The organism is Stenotrophomonas sp. YJH_SMC_46 (genome assembly GCF_059370315.1).
Map to the genome: position 1 here is coordinate 191,699 of NZ_JCAFTO010000001.1, position 15,132 is coordinate 206,830.

Annotated in this window: 13 protein-coding genes and 2 pseudogenes; 12 read left to right on the plus strand and 3 right to left on the minus strand. The window is 66.8% G+C overall.

All coding sequences use genetic code 11. The features are described from left to right. The first annotated feature begins 225 nt into the window (after positions 1 to 225). A complete protein-coding gene (locus AC5P8C_RS00915) occupies positions 226 to 2,709 on the plus strand; it encodes an aminotransferase class V-fold PLP-dependent enzyme (RefSeq protein WP_495218222.1) in 2,484 nt (827 codons plus the stop codon). A 20-nt stretch (positions 2,710 to 2,729) separates the two neighbouring features. Here the strand turns inward: AC5P8C_RS00915 and AC5P8C_RS00920 are convergent. Next, a pseudogene (locus AC5P8C_RS00920) lies at positions 2,730 to 3,173 on the minus strand (helix-turn-helix domain-containing protein); the annotation flags it as partial. After that, positions 3,170 to 4,096 carry a LysR substrate-binding domain-containing protein gene (locus AC5P8C_RS00925; RefSeq protein ID WP_043396003.1) on the minus strand — a complete coding sequence of 309 codons (927 nt, stop codon included), beginning with the start codon at positions 4,094 to 4,096 and terminating at the stop codon, positions 3,170 to 3,172. The pseudogene AC5P8C_RS00920 and the gene AC5P8C_RS00925, both read right to left, overlap by 4 nt. A 92-nt stretch (positions 4,097 to 4,188) precedes the next feature. Here AC5P8C_RS00925 and AC5P8C_RS00930 point away from each other — a divergent pair, with 92 nt between their 5' ends. The 4 genes from AC5P8C_RS00930 (at position 4,189) to AC5P8C_RS00945 (ending at position 7,012) form a co-directional block, all read left to right on the plus strand. Continuing rightward, positions 4,189 to 5,229, plus strand: coding sequence for a hypothetical protein (locus tag AC5P8C_RS00930; protein WP_495218223.1), 1,041 nt, complete (start codon positions 4,189 to 4,191; stop codon positions 5,227 to 5,229). Beyond that, complete coding sequence (locus AC5P8C_RS00935; RefSeq protein ID WP_049481105.1) at positions 5,226 to 6,107, plus strand: TolB family protein; 882 nt, start codon at positions 5,226 to 5,228, stop codon at positions 6,105 to 6,107. Before AC5P8C_RS00930 ends, AC5P8C_RS00935 begins: the two co-directional genes overlap by 4 nt. A gap of 67 nt (positions 6,108 to 6,174) precedes the next feature. After that, entirely contained in the window at positions 6,175 to 6,711 is a 537-nt protein-coding gene (locus tag AC5P8C_RS00940; RefSeq protein ID WP_495218224.1) for a GFA family protein, read from the plus strand. After that, on the plus strand, positions 6,704 to 7,012 hold the full coding sequence (locus AC5P8C_RS00945) for a DUF6958 family protein (protein WP_495218226.1): 309 nt from the start codon (positions 6,704 to 6,706) through the stop codon (positions 7,010 to 7,012). Before AC5P8C_RS00940 ends, AC5P8C_RS00945 begins: the two co-directional genes overlap by 8 nt. Here AC5P8C_RS00945 and AC5P8C_RS00950 read toward each other — a convergent pair whose 3' ends face one another. Continuing rightward, positions 7,013 to 8,368, minus strand: coding sequence for a sigma 54-interacting transcriptional regulator (locus AC5P8C_RS00950; RefSeq protein WP_043396014.1), 1,356 nt, complete (start codon positions 8,366 to 8,368; stop codon positions 7,013 to 7,015). A gap of 396 nt (positions 8,369 to 8,764) precedes the next feature. Between AC5P8C_RS00950 and AC5P8C_RS00955 the strand changes: the two genes are divergently transcribed. From AC5P8C_RS00955 to AC5P8C_RS00985, 7 genes and pseudogenes are all read left to right on the plus strand, one after another. Next, entirely contained in the window at positions 8,765 to 9,295 is a 531-nt protein-coding gene (locus tag AC5P8C_RS00955) for a FapA family amyloid fibril periplasmic chaperone (protein WP_043396017.1), read from the plus strand. After that, complete coding sequence (locus AC5P8C_RS00960) at positions 9,292 to 9,909, plus strand: FapB/FapC family functional amyloid domain-containing protein (RefSeq protein WP_049481099.1); 618 nt, start codon at positions 9,292 to 9,294, stop codon at positions 9,907 to 9,909. The genes AC5P8C_RS00955 and AC5P8C_RS00960 overlap by 4 nt, the downstream gene beginning before the upstream one ends. Positions 9,910 to 9,952: 43 nt before the next feature. Beyond that, positions 9,953 to 11,269: a FapB/FapC family functional amyloid domain-containing protein gene (locus AC5P8C_RS00965; RefSeq protein WP_019659780.1), complete on the plus strand. Its 1,317-nt coding sequence runs from the start codon at positions 9,953 to 9,955 to the stop codon at positions 11,267 to 11,269. A gap of 100 nt (positions 11,270 to 11,369) precedes the next feature. Beyond that, on the plus strand, positions 11,370 to 12,074 hold the full coding sequence (locus AC5P8C_RS00970; RefSeq protein WP_241883284.1) for a C39 family peptidase: 705 nt from the start codon (positions 11,370 to 11,372) through the stop codon (positions 12,072 to 12,074). 12 nt (positions 12,075 to 12,086) lie between these two features. Continuing rightward, on the plus strand, positions 12,087 to 12,836 hold the full coding sequence (locus AC5P8C_RS00975) for a hypothetical protein (RefSeq protein WP_197577929.1): 750 nt from the start codon (positions 12,087 to 12,089) through the stop codon (positions 12,834 to 12,836). A gap of 46 nt (positions 12,837 to 12,882) precedes the next feature. Then, the gene (locus tag AC5P8C_RS00980; RefSeq protein ID WP_099559295.1) at positions 12,883 to 14,175 is read left to right on the plus strand and encodes a transporter; all 1,293 of its coding nucleotides are present in this window, start codon (positions 12,883 to 12,885) and stop codon (positions 14,173 to 14,175) included. Positions 14,176 to 14,220: 45 nt separating this feature from the next. Further along, positions 14,221 to 15,111, plus strand: a pseudogene (locus tag AC5P8C_RS00985) (NAD(P)-dependent oxidoreductase); the annotation flags it as partial. Between the last annotated feature and the right edge of the window lie 21 nt (positions 15,112 to 15,132).

Here is a 15,132-nt window from a genome sequence, read left to right on the forward strand (position 1 = left end):
GCTTCTCCAAAACTGCGCCAATGGCTGGGACGGCGAACGTGAAGGAATCAAAAGTACATGGCCCTCCCCAAAAGCGGATGAATACGCAGTTCCGCGACGGCGGATAATCCGCCCCGGCATTAAGTCAACTTAATGTGATGCCAATCACGCACGCGCCTGAAGGCGCATGCGATAACCGCGCGGACCGGGATTCATCGGCACCATCACGCCGACAGGGAGCGCATCATGCAGGACGTAACGCAACGCCAATGCAAAGTTGTGTCCGACAGCCGCTGGTCGCTCAGTACCTTCATGGAATTCTATGAGCGGATATTGAGCCCTCGCATTTTCCAGCCTTACGGGATGCTGCTGGCCGGGGAAATCGCCAACGACATAGATGCAGGGTTCGCGGTCAAGGACGTGCTGGAAGTGGCATGCGGCACCGGGGTGATCACCGCCAGCCTGTATGAGGATCTTGCGCGGCCACGGGGCTTGCGGCTGGTGGCCAGCGATCTCTCGCAGATTGCGGTGGACATGGCCCGACGTGTCCTGAACCCCGAGATCCAGCAGAACGTTCCGTTGTTGGCCGACGTGGACATGGCAGAGCTTCCATTCGATGACAACAGCTTCGATGTGATTGTCTGCGGCTTCGGCCTGATGTTCCCGCCCGACAAGGCGCGCGTGGCCAGGGAGTTCCGGCGCGTGCTGCGGCCGGGGGGGCGTGTCTACGCGACGATGTTCCACTACAACCAGCTATTCGAACTCACCCGCCAGCAATCGCAGCTGCATTTCGGCATGCCTTCCCGGTTGATGGACGCGGCGCTGAGCCTGACCGACCCGTCGCCGATCACCCGCGCCTTCGCGATCGAAGGGCTGTCCCGGGCCAACGACGTGCCTGCTGGGCTGCATCCCCTGTCGTTCTCGCTCGACGCAGCCGGTGCGCGCGAGTTCCTGTTCAATGCCTGCATCCTGCTCGAAGAGTTCAACCAGTGCGACACCCGCACCCGTGAGCACTACCTGGACCTGATGCTGGCGCAGTTCGGCAAGGACGTGCCTGACCAATGCTACCGGGTGGAGGCATGGTTGCTGCGCGGCCAGGCCGATCCCGCCAATGCGGGCACGACGGTGGACATCGCGTCGCCCGACTTCTCGCCGCTGGTGCGCTGCCAGCAGCTGACCCATCGCGCGTCCAGCGCGGGCGTCGAGTGCGCAATCTCCGTGCAGGAGGCACAGGGGCTCGCTGCATTCACCGCTGCCAAGGCGGAGTTCCTGGCTGAGTATCCCGGCTTCCCCGACGCATCGGTAGAGAAGATGCGCAACGAGGAGTACGCACGGCTGGACGAGCAGCACGTCACGTATCTGGATCATGTAGGCGGAACCCTGCCACCCGAAAGCCTGCTCGAACAGGACCTGCAGGCGTTGAAGCACGCAATCCTGGGAAATCCGCATAGCGGATCGAAGGCCTCGCAGGCGGCATACCAGGAGGCGCGGGATGCCATCTACGCCTTCTTTGACTGCTCTCCGGACGAGTACGAAGTGATATTCACTGCGAACGCCAGTAGCGCGATCCGGCTTGTGGCGGAATCGTTTCCGTTCCAACCGTGCACGCAGCTGCTGTTGACCAAGGACAATCACACGTCGGTGCATGGACTGCGCGAATACGCCAGGGCCAAGGGCGCCTCGGTGAAGTACATCCCTCTGGACGACGATCTGCTGCTGCAGGACGACCTGATGCGGCGTGCGCTGCAGCGGCTGGGCGACGGCGCCCCACACCTGCTGGCCTTTCCCGCCCAGTCCAACGCGACCGGCGCGCGGCATGACCTCGCCTGGATCGCCCGCGCGCAGGCGCACGGTGCGATGGTGCTGTGCGATGCAGCCGCACTGGTCCCGCAGGCGCGGCTGGATTGCGGCACCCTTCAACCGGATTTTGTGGTGGCCTCGTTCTACAAGATCTTCGGCTACCCCACCGGCGCAGGCTGCCTGCTTGCCCGCCGCTCGTCGCTGCAACTGCTCAGGCCACCGTCCTTTGCCGGTGGCGGAGTCTGCTACTACTCAGGCCCCTGGTCGCCCACCGAGCGGCTGCTGTATCGCGATGCCGGGCAACGTTTTGAGGTGGGAACACCCAACTACGCCGCGTTCCCGGCGATCGCCCGGGGCTTTGCCTTCGTGGCACGGATGGGCGGCGCCGAAGCCCTCGCGCTGCACTCCACTGCACTGGCCCGGTGGATCGAGGTGCGTCTTGCCGCGCTTCGCCATACCGTGCGCGGCGACACACCACTTTGCCGCGTGTACGGCCCGCCGGCACAGCGAAAAGGAGCGACGGTGATGCTCAACTTTTTCGACTGCTATGGCTCGATCGTGCCGCATGCCCGCGTCAAGCACCTCGCCGACCGCTTCGGCATCACCCTGCGCAACGGATGCTTCTGCAACCTCGGAGCTGTCCAGCAGGCAACCTATGCAACTGCGGGTGCCGAGCACTGCGAACTGGACAAGACCGGGAAGATCCTCGACTGCACCGCCTTCGATGAGAAGATCCTGGACAAGGGAGATTGTGGCGCGGTCAGGATTTCATTTGGGCTCGGTTCGAATTTTGCCGACGCCTACCGCTTCCTGATGTTTGCGACCTGCCTCCTGGACACCGACGTTTCTGGTCTTGAAGGTGTGCTCGCCGCGAGTGACCCTGAAGCCGATGCCGGCAGTCCTCGTACCGCTCCTGCCGTGCCGGCCTGACGCTCCACGGCGAGTGCCACCGCCGGCGCGCGACGGCGACGTTGTTCCAGCACGGATGTGTCCAGGCGGGGGCGCTGCGCGGCGCGTGCGTGGCATTCCGGCACACTGGCCGACGCCGCCTGGGCTGCACGCTCACGCTCGCGCACATCGCCCGGGCTGTCACCGGTGATGTCACGGAAGATGCGGCCAAAGGTGCCCAGGCTGCGCCACCCGGTCTGCGCGGCGATTTCGGTCACCGCCAGATCGGTATCACGCAGCAGCGCCACCGCTCGTTCGATGCGGCGGCTGAGCAGATAACGGTGCGGCGGCAGCCCGAAGGCCTGCTTGAACGAGCGGGCGAAGTGCGCCGGCGACACCGCACTGACCTCAGCCAGGCGCGCGACGGGCCATTCCTCATGGCTGGCCCGATCCATCCGGTCCTTGGCGCGCAGCAGGCGCCGGAGCAGTTCGGGGCTCTGGCTCATGGCATTACCGCCCGGGCCAGGTAATGGCGGGCTGCATGCCGCGCCTCGGCGGCCTGCTCGACCAGCCAGTCACGGAATGCAATGACCTTGGCACTGCCACCTCGCGCCGTGGGTGCCACGAACCAGAAGCTGCGACCGTCGCAGGCCACCCCCGGATGCGCCTGCACCAAACGCCCGCTGTCCAGCTCGGCCTGGAACAGGATCGGCGAACCAATGGCGATGCCCTGCCCTGCGATCGCGGCGCCGACATCCAGATGCTCGACGGCAAAGGGCGCGACGAAACTCTCCGGTGCCGGCGGTGGAAGGTCCCCGTGCGCGGCAAACCACAGGGCCCACCAGTCCGGCCGCCCGAGCAGGGGAATTTCCAGCGCGCTGCTGCCCAGCCCACGGGCCGCTGGCAGCAGCGCCGGCGCACACAACGGTGTGAACACGCTGGGAAACAAAGGAGTTGCCTGAAGACCTGGCCATTCGCCCTGGCCATTGCGGATGGCCGCATCGAAGTGACCGGCGGCCAGATCCTGCGGCGCCGCCGACAGGTCCAGCTCCAGCACGAACTGCCGGTGGCGGGCGCGGAACGTGCCCAGCCGCGGCGTCAGCCAACTGGTGCCCAGCGTGGGCAGTACAGACAGGCGCAGTCGCGCCGCATCCATGTCTGCGGCGCGCATGAAGCTGGCGCGCAGTGCATCGAATGCCCGGGTGGCCTCCTGCGCGACGCTGGCCCCCGTCGCCGTCAGTTCTACGTGCTGTGCATGGCGCAGGAACAGGCAGGTACCGGTCTGGGCCTCCAGCCGCCGCACGTGGTAGCTCACCGATGCCGCGCTGGTGTCGAGCTCTTCGGCGGCACGCGCGAAGCTGCCCAGCCGCGCCGCCGCCTCGAAGGCACGGATGGCGGCAAGCGACGGAAGCTGGCGTTGGGTCACCATAAGTGTGGCTTAGCCTGAGCCCCGATATCTGCGTGGTCAATCCCCCCTCGTGCCCGCAACGATGGAGGCACCTTCGGTAGGGGATCACGCACATGGATCGACGGCAGTTCCTGGCCACTTTGGCCGCCGCGGCAGCGTCCACCGCCCTGCCCTCCGGGTGGGCCCTGGCCAGCCACAGCGAAGACTGGACATGGTTGCAGGGCAACTGGCAGGTCCGGCACCGACGCCTGAAGGAGCGCCTGGTCGGCGATACCCGATGGGAGTCCTTCACCGGTTCCAGCGCGGTCTGGCTCACCCTGGGCGGACTCGGCACCATCGATGACAACGTCATGGCGCTGCCTTCGGGCCCCTACAGGGGCCTGGGCGTGCGTGCATTCGATCCGGTGTCTTCCACGTGGTCGATCTGGTGGATCGATGGCCGCAACCCTGCCCATATCGAAGCCCCTGTGCGCGGCGCTTTCAAGGGCGATGCCGGCAGCTTCCGCGGCACCGACCGGATCGACGGGCGCCCCGTCGAGGTCTGGTTCCGTTGGCATGACATCCACGGCGAGGAGCCGTGGTGGGAACAGGCGTTCTCCGACGATGCCGGTGTGCACTGGGAAGTGAACTGGCGCAACTGGTTCCGCCGCACTGCTGCGGTCCCCTCTCCGCTTCCGAAGCTGCCGGATGCACCGGGCGATTTTGATTTCCTGGTGGGCCATTGGAACGTGCGCCATCATCGCCTGCGCGCTCGGCTGGCAGGCAGCGATGCATGGGACGCGTTCAACGGCACCCTGCACAACTGGCCGGTCCTGGGAGGATTCGGCAACGTGGGTGACAACCTGATGGACATGCCTGGAGCGCCGCTGCGAGGCATGGGCATCCGCGCCTGGAATGCGGCGGAGCGGCACTGGCTGAGCTGGTGGCTGGATGGCCGGGAGCCGACCCGGATCGGCGCGCCACTGCGCGGAGGTTTCCAGGCCGGTGTCGGCCGCTTCTTCGGCGAAGACCAGCACGACGGTCGAACAATCCAGACACGGGTGATCTGGTCACACATCACCCCGCGTTCGGCGCGCTGGGAACAGGCGGCCTCGACCGATGGTGGACGCAGTTGGGAAACCAACTGGGTCAGCGACTTCGAGCGACAGGCATGAAGGCGCTACTGGCCGTGATGCTGCTGGTTGCTGCGTCGCCTCCCGCGTCGCCATCCAGGGTGCTGCGGATCGTCGGCCCCGCCGAGCGCTTTGCCCCGGGCGTTGCATCCACGCAATACGACGAGATTCGACTGACCTTGAGCCCGGACGGAAAAACCGCACTGTGGTTCAGCCGCAACCGGCCCGGCGGGCCGGGTGGGTATGACATCTGGGTCTCCCGCAACGATGGGCAGCGCTGGCGGCCGGCGATGCCGGTGCCGTTCAACTCGCCGGGGCGCGACTTCGATCCCGCTTTTTCCGCCGATGGCCGCGTGGTGTATTTCTGTTCGGATCGCGCAGGCGGCCTGGGCGGCGACGATCTGTACCGGGTCAGCATTGGGAGCGACGGTCGATTCGGGAAGCCGGTCAATCTTGGCCCGGCAGTGAACAGCGCGGCCGATGAATTCGCGCCGATGCTCTCGCCGGACGCAGCCACGCTGCTGTTCTCCAGCGATCGCGCAGGCGGTGCGGGTGGCCATGACCTCTACGTCGCAGCGATGGTCCGTGACATGGCGCAGCCGGCACGGCCGTTGCCGGGAGACCTCAATACCGCAGCGCAGGAGTTCGATGCCACCTTCCTGGGCGACGGCCGGACGCTGGTGTTTGCCCGCGCCCTGGACTTCGGCAGTGCACCGGTACGCCAGTTCATCGCCTACGAGCGTGGAGGCCGTTATGACGCGGGCCTTGCATTGCCCTCCCCCTTGAACGAGGCCTCCGGCGACAGCTACGGTGCGATGCTGGATGGCTCGCGACCCGACACCTTGACCTATTCGGCGCGGCGCGCGGACGGTGCAGGGTTGGACCTGTACCGCATCCGCTTTCGGATGATGCGCCCTTGAAGGCAGATGTTGTCGATTTTCGGCGCCCCGGTTCGTCGAGAGGATGAAACCCCAGGAGAAAACGCAGATGGCCTCACACCAGTCCCTTGCCTGCGCCTGCGGCCAGGTGCGCCTGACCGCCACGGGCCAACCCATTGCCACCGTCGAATGCTGCTGCGACAGCTGCCGCAAGGCCGGCGCCATGCTGCAGGCGCTGCCCCGCGCACCGGCCGTACTGGGCCGGCATGGCCAGACGCTCTTCGTAATGCATCGCAAGGATCGCGTCAGCATCGATGCCGGACATTCCATGCTGCGTGCCTTGCGATTGTCCAGCAGGGGCGGCAGCCGCCGCGTGCTGGCGGGCTGCTGCAATACGCCGCTCTTCCTGGAGTTCAGCGGCGGCCACTGGCTGAGCCTGTATGGCCTGTTGTGGCCGGCATCGACAAGACCTGCAGTGGAGATGCGGACCATGGTCAGTGATCTTCCTGATGCGTCTGTGCTTCCTGACGATGTGCCGAACCTGAAGACCCGGTCGCTGCGCTTCTATGCGCGGTTGATGAAGGCGTGGATCGCCATGGGCTTCCGCAGCCCACGCATCGAGGTCGCGGGAGATACCCATGCCTGAGCCAGGACGGATCGAGATCGAAAGCATCACCACGCCCGGACACATCCAGCGCGTGGATCGCGCCAAGTACCTCGCCATGCGCCATGCCTTGCTGCGGGCGCTGCCCGCGCAACCGCCCGGCCTGACCGTCGCGCAGGCGAAACAGGCACTGCTGCCACACCTGCCCGCCGCGCTGTTCCCGGCAGGTGCCACCGCCGGCTGGTGGTTGAAGGCCGTGCAGCTGGACCTGGAAGCCAAGGGCGTGATCGAGCGCGTCGCGGGCAAACCGTTGCGCCTGTTCAAGCACATGGCGGCCGGTTGATCAGCGCTGTGCAGGCAGTTCCAACCGGTGCTTGCGGCACAGGCGATACACCGTGACCCGCGATATCTGCATCTGCCGCGCGCACTCGGAGACGTTGTAGCCGGTCTGGCGCAGGGTCTGCAGCAGTACATCGCGCTCGGCCTGCCCCCGTGCATCGTGCAGCATCGCCGCCGGCAGGACCGCCGCCGATGCGCCCAGCTCCAGGTCACGCTCACTGATCAGCTCGCCTTCGGCCATGATCGCTGCGCGCTGCACACGGTTCAGCAGTTCGCGTACGTTGCCGGGCCAGTCGAAGCGCCGCATGGCCTGTACTGCGGCCGGTGCAAAGCCGCGTGCACGCACGCTGTGGCGCAACCGGAAGCAGCGCAGGAAGTGCTCGGCCAGCAGCTGCACGTCGGCACCGCGCTCGCGCAGCGGCGGCATCAGCAGGCGCAGCACATTCAGGCGGTAGTAGAGATCGCTGCGGAACCGCCCCTGCGCCACCGCGTGTTCCAGTTCGACGTGGGTCGCGGCAAGTACTCGCACGTCCGCGCGCAGCGGCTGGCTGCTGCCCACGCGCTCGAAGGTCCCCTCCTGCAGCACGCGCAGCAGGCTGGTCTGCGCTTCTGCCGGCAGATCGCCTACCTCATCAAGAAACACCGTACCGCCATGGGCGGATTCGAACACACCGATCTGCCGCTTGTCGGCACCGGTGAACGAGCCACGTTCGTGGCCGAACAGCTCCGACTGCACCAGGCTGGCCGGAATCGCACCACAGTTCACCGCAATGAAAGGCCTGCCGGCGCGCCCCGACAGCGCATGCAGCGCATGTGCAGCCAGTTCCTTGCCTGTACCGGTTTCGCCGGTGACCAGCACCGGCAGTTCCACCGGCGCGAACTTGTGCAGCACCGTGCGCACCGCATGCAGCGCAGCGCTTTCGCCAATCAGTGCATGCGGTCCATACCCACTGCAGGTTGCATCGACAGGCGGATCATCCGCATCGAACTGCTGGCGCATTGCGCAGACCAGGTCCTGAAGGCCGAACGGCAGCGTGAAGCGCGCGCCACATCGCTGCAGCAACGGCAGCCAGGCCGGCGATGTGGGTCCGGCGCCCGGTGGCAGTACCGCCAGCCAGGGCAGATGCTGGTGCTGCTCGATCCACGGTTCCAGCAGCTGCAGCGACGCCGCATCGAGATGGCGCAGATCGAGTACGGCGAGCAATCGATCACGCCCACGCAGGCCTATCGCCATGGCGGGATCGGGATGGATGCTGCGCACATACCAGCCTGCTGCCGCCAGCGCACTGCGCTCGTTCGCCAACGGCTCGCCAAACCAGAGCACGCAACGTGACGTAGAAGCCTCCGGGACCGCTGCCATGCTTCCCCCAGCATCCGGACACCGTCGGCGGACTGTCAGGCAATCGCCGGCGTGCCGCCCCCCGCCGGGACCTCTACGGCCACCGGGGCGGCCTTTGTTGGGCGGATCCTAGCGCTTCCCTAAACGGCGGCGCAATGAGCAATGCGTCAAGAAATTCGTGGCTGAACCGGCACCGTTGCAGACGGCGGCGCCACCTGTAACACCCATGCAACAGTTGCCCGCCGCCCTTGCCCTGCGGTGCCTGGGGCTTCGAAATCCCAACGATTCCCCGACGTGCCTGTAACACCGTGGCAGCAGCCCGGTCAGGTGCTGCACGGTCCCGACATTGGCGGGTGGGCACTTCCAGGTTGGCACGGTTGATGCGTGGTTCCGCCGCACCCATCGCGGGAGATCGGCATGGACGGCACCACCCTGATTCGCGGCCTGGCCGCAGCACTGGCAATCGCCCTGCTGTCGGTTGGCGCGGGCGCATCCGCGTCCGGCGCCCGCCAGGGCGTGAAGGCACAGCCGGGCGAAATCGTCCTGTTGCGGGACGTCTCCGCGCGGCCGGCCTATCGCATGGCACCACCGGGCATGGCCCTGATTGCCGACCCGAAGCCACAGCGCGAGATCGCCACCGCATTGGGCGCCGGTGGCACGACGAACGGCATGGACGAGTTGAGCGATGAGGACTATGCCGGCATGGGTGCCGGCCAGGCAGCGTCCGTCGCGACACCGGGCGGCACTACCGTTGAACGGGTCACCCAGCAGGCCCTGGGCGGCACGTTGGGCCGCAGTGGCGACGGCATGGTCGGCAGCAGCCTGGGGGGCGCCATGAGTGGGCCGCTCGGTGCGGTCGGCAGCAGCACCCGCGGTATCGCCGATACCGTGCGCGGCGCGCTGGCCCAGTTCCCGCTGCAGGGCACGGCCCCGGCAGGTGGAAAATGAAGGCCCTGCACGGCTTGCTTCTGCTGCTCGCTGCCGCGCCCTGGGCGACCCGGGCCGATGACTACGGCGGCATGCTCGCCTATCTCGACGTGGCCCGCATCGACGGCCACGCACTGGCCGGGGCGACGGGTGCCATCGCCGTGAACCAGGCCGCCGGCGACCTCAACGTGCAGGCCAACCTGCGGGGTATCGCCAAGGGCGATCGCGCCGACGTGGCGATCAATGCCCGGCAACTGCAGCAGGGCAACCGCGTGCTGTCCGGGCCGCTGCTGGCCGCCGCGATCGTTGGCGGTGACGCACTGGCCGGTGCCAGTGGCATCGCATCCATCAACCAGGCCAGCGGCATCGCCAACACGACGCTCAACGTCGTCAGCGCGACGCTGGCCCGACAGGGCATACGCGAAACCGACGATACGGCCTTGGCCGCCGAGGGTTCCGCGTTGGCAGGGGGGCGGGACGACACCGGTCGCGGCGTCGCGACGGGCACCCGCAGCGCCGGTGTAGCCAGCACCGCACTGCGGGGATTCGACGGGGTCCTGCAACTCAATCAGATCGCGGGCAACGGCAACGACACGGCCAACGTACTGGGCCTGGTCGTGCAGGACCGCCCGTGACAACCACCCAACCGATGCACCACCTGATGAGAGAGAGGGCACCATGAAAGCGACCGTCAAACAGACCATGCTCGCCATGGCGATTGCCACTGCCTCGACCGCCGCTGCGGCCAATGGCTGGGACAACCAGAACGCCAACGCGAACATCAACCACAACCACACCGTCAGCGAGACCCGCAACGAAACGCACAACCACACCGACAACGACGTGCGCAATCGCACCGTCAACGTCAATGTGCAGAAGCACAGCAACATCCAGGCCGACGAACGCAAGGAAAAGAACAACCACGGCGTCGACGTGAACCTGGAGAAGGACCTGCGCCTGAGCACCGACATCAATTTCTCCGGCGACCCGAACATCACCGGCGACATCGACCTCGACTCGGCGGCCATTGCCGTGATCGACAACCGGCAGTCGATCAGCAACAACGCCACCAGCAACAGCCTGGTCACCAACAGCGCGTCGATCGGTGACAGCGTCGGCGCCGGTGCCTCGGGCAATCTGGGCTTCAATGTCGTCTCCGGCGACAACAATGCGCAGGACAACGCGGCTTCACTATCTGCGGCCGATGCGTCCTTCAGCTTCGGCATGGCCGACGCCGAGGTGTTCGTCAACCAGGCCGGCTTCGGCAACGCCACCATGAACTCCGGTGTCACCAACGCCGCAGGTCTCAGCGGCAACGCCTTTGGCGGCGCGTCCGGCAACATTGGCGTGAACATCGCCTCGGGCAACAACAATGAGCAGAAGAACGCGCTCGCGGCGTCGGTAGCGACCACGGCGGTGGCCCAGTCGAGCATCAGCTCCAACCAGGTCTCCACCGGCAACACGGTCAGCAACGCCGGCTTCGTGCAGTCCTACACCGATACCGTGCAGGTCGGCATGCGTGGCGGCGTCAGCGGCCTGACACTGGCCTATGGCGCGGGCACCTACCGCGGCACCGGCAACGCCTACCAGATGGCCAACTACTACCTGGATACGTGGAGTGGCGAGCTGCCGCACCCGGGTGGCAACAGCACCGGCCATATCGATCTGGACAACCAGATCCAGAACGCCACGATGAACCCCAACCGGCCGGGGGTGGGCGGCCTGGGCTTCGATACGCGTGAGAGTGGCACCAGCCAGTTCGTCGAACTGGGCGTGGCTGACCTGTATGCCAGCCTCAGCGGCACGGTCAGCACCACGCGGTGGGTGAATGTCAATGCGACCAACACCTCGGCCTTGTCCGGCAGTGCCTTCTCGGGCGCCTCCGGCAACATCGGCGTGAACGTTGCTGCGGGCACCGGCAACCTGCAGGCCAACAGCCTGGCCCTGGCAGTCGCCCAGCCCAGCACCGGCGGCGGTGGTGGCAGCGGCGAGTAAGCGCAACACCCCGGCCGTCCGCCAATGGCCGGGTCCCCGGGAGCCCCTGTCCCTCCTCCCCCTTGGAACGGGGGCTCCCCCCTGCTGCCGGAGAACGTAGATGATCCGTTGCCCTCCATCGATGCGCCTGCTGGCCTGCCTGTGGCTGCTGGGCACCGCATCGGCGTGGGCCGGCGAGGTCCACTTCGCCGGCGTGCTGCCCAACGGCTCGCTGCTGCAGCAGAAGGTCGAAAGCATGCAGGAGCGGCGCTACCGCAACGTGGTGCGCCAGCACACCGATTACAGCTGCGGGGCGGCCGCATTGGCGACCATCCTGCGCCATGCCTATCACCTGCAGACCGACGAAGCGACGGTGATCGAAGGAATGATGGGGGTTTCCGATCCAGCGCTGGTGGCCGAACGCGGCTTCTCCCTGCTCGACATCAAGCGCTACGTGGAATCGCTGGGCATGCGTGGCCGGGGCTACCGCATCGATGAAACACGACTGCGCACCCTTCGCGTGCCAGGACTGGTGCTGATGGACGTGCGCGGCTTCCGCCATTTCGTGGTGCTCAAGCAGGTGCGCAACGGCATCGTGGAAGTGGCTGACCCGATCCTCGGCAACCGCAGCCTGGCGCTGCCGGAGTTCCTGGCCGCCTGGCCATCGCGCGCGGTCTTCGTGGTGATCGGCAGCGACTTCGATCGCAACACCGTTCTTCTGCAACCCAGCGAACGGCCAAGCGCCCGCGCGCTCTACGCGCGGCAAGGGCCGATCACCGATGCCGAACTGGTCGACTTCGGCTTCAGCCACGCCGACCTGTTCTGAGGAGGTACGACCATGTTCCGTCAACACGTATGGATGGCTCTGCTGCTGATGGCCCCTGCCCTGCCCCTGCAGGCCGCCGACGGCAGGACGGGGCGTGGACTCACGGAAATCCCCGACCCGGAGCTGAGCCTGATGCGGGGGCGCTACACCGTGGGTGGCAACAACGTTGCCTGGTTCGGGGTCACCATGGTGTCGCAGTGGCAGGCCAGCAACGGCACGACCCTGCAGGGCAGCCTGACCCTGGGCATGGACTTCCGTGGTGCTGGCGCGCCGAAGCTCAGCTTCCAGCCCAGCGTGCATGTCACGGCAGCCGATGCGCCGCTGCCCGATACCCACGGACGCAGCATCGACAGCAGCGGCCTGGCCAATGCCAGCGGCCTGGTGCAGAGCGTGCAGGTGGCCGGCGATGGCAATGTCGCGCGCAACGTCACCACGCTGACCGTCCGCGAGGGTGGCGTGCCGGCTGTTCTCTCTGATGGCGCAGGCAACGTCACCGCGCAGCAGGCCGGCGCCAGCGCGACGGCCGTGCTGGAAGGCAACCAGGCACACCTGCTGCTGCAGGTGGATGGCCAGGGGCTGGTGCAGCAGTGGATCCGCAATGGCAGCGTCGGCCAGGGCATCGCCCTTACCGGTGACGGCCAGATCGCCAGCAACCAGCTGCGGCTGGAGCTGGTGCGCAACGCCGTGGGCGGCAACCTGCCGTTGAGCCAGAACGTGGCCCAGGCGATTGCGTTGAACCGCGGCATGGGGCCGGGCCAGTAGCAGGGCCTGGCATTGGGGGAAACGCTCCACAACGCAGGACACGAACATGCACACCCTGATGAGGATCACCCCGTTGGCGCTGGCGGCGCTGGCGGGCACCGCCCTTGCCGTGCCGCCGACGCCTGACGATGGCGCAGACGTGCAGGCCCTGGCCAACCAGCTGGAACAGCTGAAAGCCAACTACGCACAGGAAGTGCGGCGGCTGCGCGAACTGGACATGCAGGTGCAGGCCATGCAGGCACGCCTGGGCGGGCGGGTTGGCCCAGCCTCGACCCCACCGGCCGCGCCATTGGCGCAGGCGGCGGCCGCCGCGGTTCCACCGAGCAGCGAGGGCTACGCCAGTACCGCTGCCGAGGCCCAGCAGGCCAAGCAGGAGTCGCGGCGCAGCGTGGACGACGTGAAGCAGCAGCAATCGGCCCTGTTCTCCCGTCGCTTCACCGTCGAGAACAGCCTCACCTACGCCCGCTATGACCGCAAGCAGCTCACCCTCAACGGCTTCCTCGCGTTGGACGCCATCTTCCTCGGCAATATCGCCATCGAGAACGTGGAGTCCGACTCGCTGACCTATAACGTGGCAGCCCGCTGGGGCGTCAGCCCGAACCTGACCCTCAACCTGGATGTGCCCTACCTGGCGCGGCGCACCGTGTACCAGAAAGGCGGCGCCGGCGGTGCAGCGGCCGCCGTCGCGCAGGAGCAGACCAACGGCAACGGCCTGGGCGACATTGGCCTGAGCGCGAACTACCGGCTGTTCGGCGAACGCGGCTGGCGCCCGGAGACCGTGCTCACGGCCGGTGTCACCGCCCCCACCGGGCGCGCACCCTACGGCCTGGACTGGAAGGTGATCGAGCGCGATGACGACGACTACATCCGCTTCGCCGTGCCGCGCGAGCAGCCCACTGGCAACGGCGTATGGCAGGCCAACCTCGGCCTGTCGATGGTGAAGACCGCTGACCCGGCCATCCTGTTCGCCAACATCGGGTACGTGCACTCCATCCCTCGCGGCTTCAGCGACATCGACAGCAATCCGGATACGGTCAACCCAGGCGACGTGAAGCTGGGCGGCTCGGTGTACTTCGGTGCAGGTGTTGCCTTCGCATTCAACGAGCGGACCAGCCTGAGCCTGTCCTTCAGCGACCGCATCAGCGCCCGCGCCTCCACCCGCTTCCAGGGTGGCAAGTGGATGAAAGTGATCGGCAGTGACGCCAATGCGGCATCACTGAACCTGGGCGTGACCTATGCGTTGAACCAGCACACCACGCTGGTGACGTTGCTGGGCATCGGGCTGACCCCGGATGCGCCGGACTTCACGTTGGCGTTCAAGATTCCTTACATGCTCTAGCGGCCACTGCCCATGGCATGATGGGCGCTCTGCGGCCAGCGGACGTCCATCATGCGCATCGGATTCCTGGGACTTGGAGTGATGGGAACGCCCATGGCGGCCCATCTGGCTCGCGCAGGTTACGAGGTATGCGGCTGGTCGCGCTCCGACCGCAACCATGCGGCCGCGCGCACCGCCGGCATCAACGTCTGCGAGGCGGTGGACGAGGTATTCGCGGCCTGCGACACCCTCATCCTGATGCTGGCCAATGACGATGCCATCGACAACGTGCTCGATCGGCATGGCGCGGCGTTTGGCGAGCGGGTCGAGGGCCGCCTGCTGATCAACATGGGTACCAGCTCGGCAGCGTACTCACAGGCGCTGGCCGAACAGATCCGTGCCGCGGGCGGCCGCTACGTGGAAGCGCCGGTGTCTGGCTCACGCGTGCAGGCCGAAGCGGCGCAGCTGGTGATCCTGCTGGCCGGTGCCGATGTCGACCTCGCGGCAGCCGCCCCACTGGTTGCACCGATGGGCAGGCAAACGGTGTGCTGTGGTGCAGTGCCGTCCGCACTGCGCATGAAACTGGCGGTGAACCTGTACCTGATCACCCTGGTCACCGGCTTGGCCGAAGCGGTGTACTTCGCCGAAGCACACGGCATCGAGCTTGACCGCTTCGCGCAGGTGCTCAACGCAGGGCCGATGGCCAGCGAAGTATCGCGAATCAAGCTGGACAAAATGATCCGTGGTGACTTCAGCGTGCAGGCGTCGATCACCGACGTGCGCAAGAACAGTGGGCTGGTAGCCGCTGCCGCCCATGAGGTGGGCATGCATGCGCCCTTGATCGACGCCAGCGACGCGCTGTTCGCACAGGCACTGGCGTCCGGATCGGGGGCGCTGGACATGGCGGCCGTGCTGCAGGCGGTACGGGCCGGGCCAACCGGCACTGGCCGGCGCTGATCCGGATTCATGTTCCGGCAC

Coding starts and splice junctions, on each gene's coding strand:
- AC5P8C_RS00915 (WP_495218222.1), top strand. CDS start 226: ATGCAGGACGTAACGCAACGCCAATGCAAAGTTGTGTCCGACAGCCGC.
- AC5P8C_RS00925 (WP_043396003.1), bottom strand. CDS start 4,096: ATGGTGACCCAACGCCAGCTTCCGTCGCTTGCCGCCATCCGTGCCTTC.
- AC5P8C_RS00930 (WP_495218223.1), top strand. CDS start 4,189: ATGGATCGACGGCAGTTCCTGGCCACTTTGGCCGCCGCGGCAGCGTCC.
- AC5P8C_RS00935 (WP_049481105.1), top strand. CDS start 5,226: ATGAAGGCGCTACTGGCCGTGATGCTGCTGGTTGCTGCGTCGCCTCCC.
- AC5P8C_RS00940 (WP_495218224.1), top strand. CDS start 6,175: ATGGCCTCACACCAGTCCCTTGCCTGCGCCTGCGGCCAGGTGCGCCTG.
- AC5P8C_RS00945 (WP_495218226.1), top strand. CDS start 6,704: ATGCCTGAGCCAGGACGGATCGAGATCGAAAGCATCACCACGCCCGGA.
- AC5P8C_RS00950 (WP_043396014.1), bottom strand. CDS start 8,368: ATGGCAGCGGTCCCGGAGGCTTCTACGTCACGTTGCGTGCTCTGGTTT.
- AC5P8C_RS00955 (WP_043396017.1), top strand. CDS start 8,765: ATGGACGGCACCACCCTGATTCGCGGCCTGGCCGCAGCACTGGCAATC.
- AC5P8C_RS00960 (WP_049481099.1), top strand. CDS start 9,292: ATGAAGGCCCTGCACGGCTTGCTTCTGCTGCTCGCTGCCGCGCCCTGG.
- AC5P8C_RS00965 (WP_019659780.1), top strand. CDS start 9,953: ATGAAAGCGACCGTCAAACAGACCATGCTCGCCATGGCGATTGCCACT.
- AC5P8C_RS00970 (WP_241883284.1), top strand. CDS start 11,370: ATGATCCGTTGCCCTCCATCGATGCGCCTGCTGGCCTGCCTGTGGCTG.
- AC5P8C_RS00975 (WP_197577929.1), top strand. CDS start 12,087: ATGTTCCGTCAACACGTATGGATGGCTCTGCTGCTGATGGCCCCTGCC.
- AC5P8C_RS00980 (WP_099559295.1), top strand. CDS start 12,883: ATGCACACCCTGATGAGGATCACCCCGTTGGCGCTGGCGGCGCTGGCG.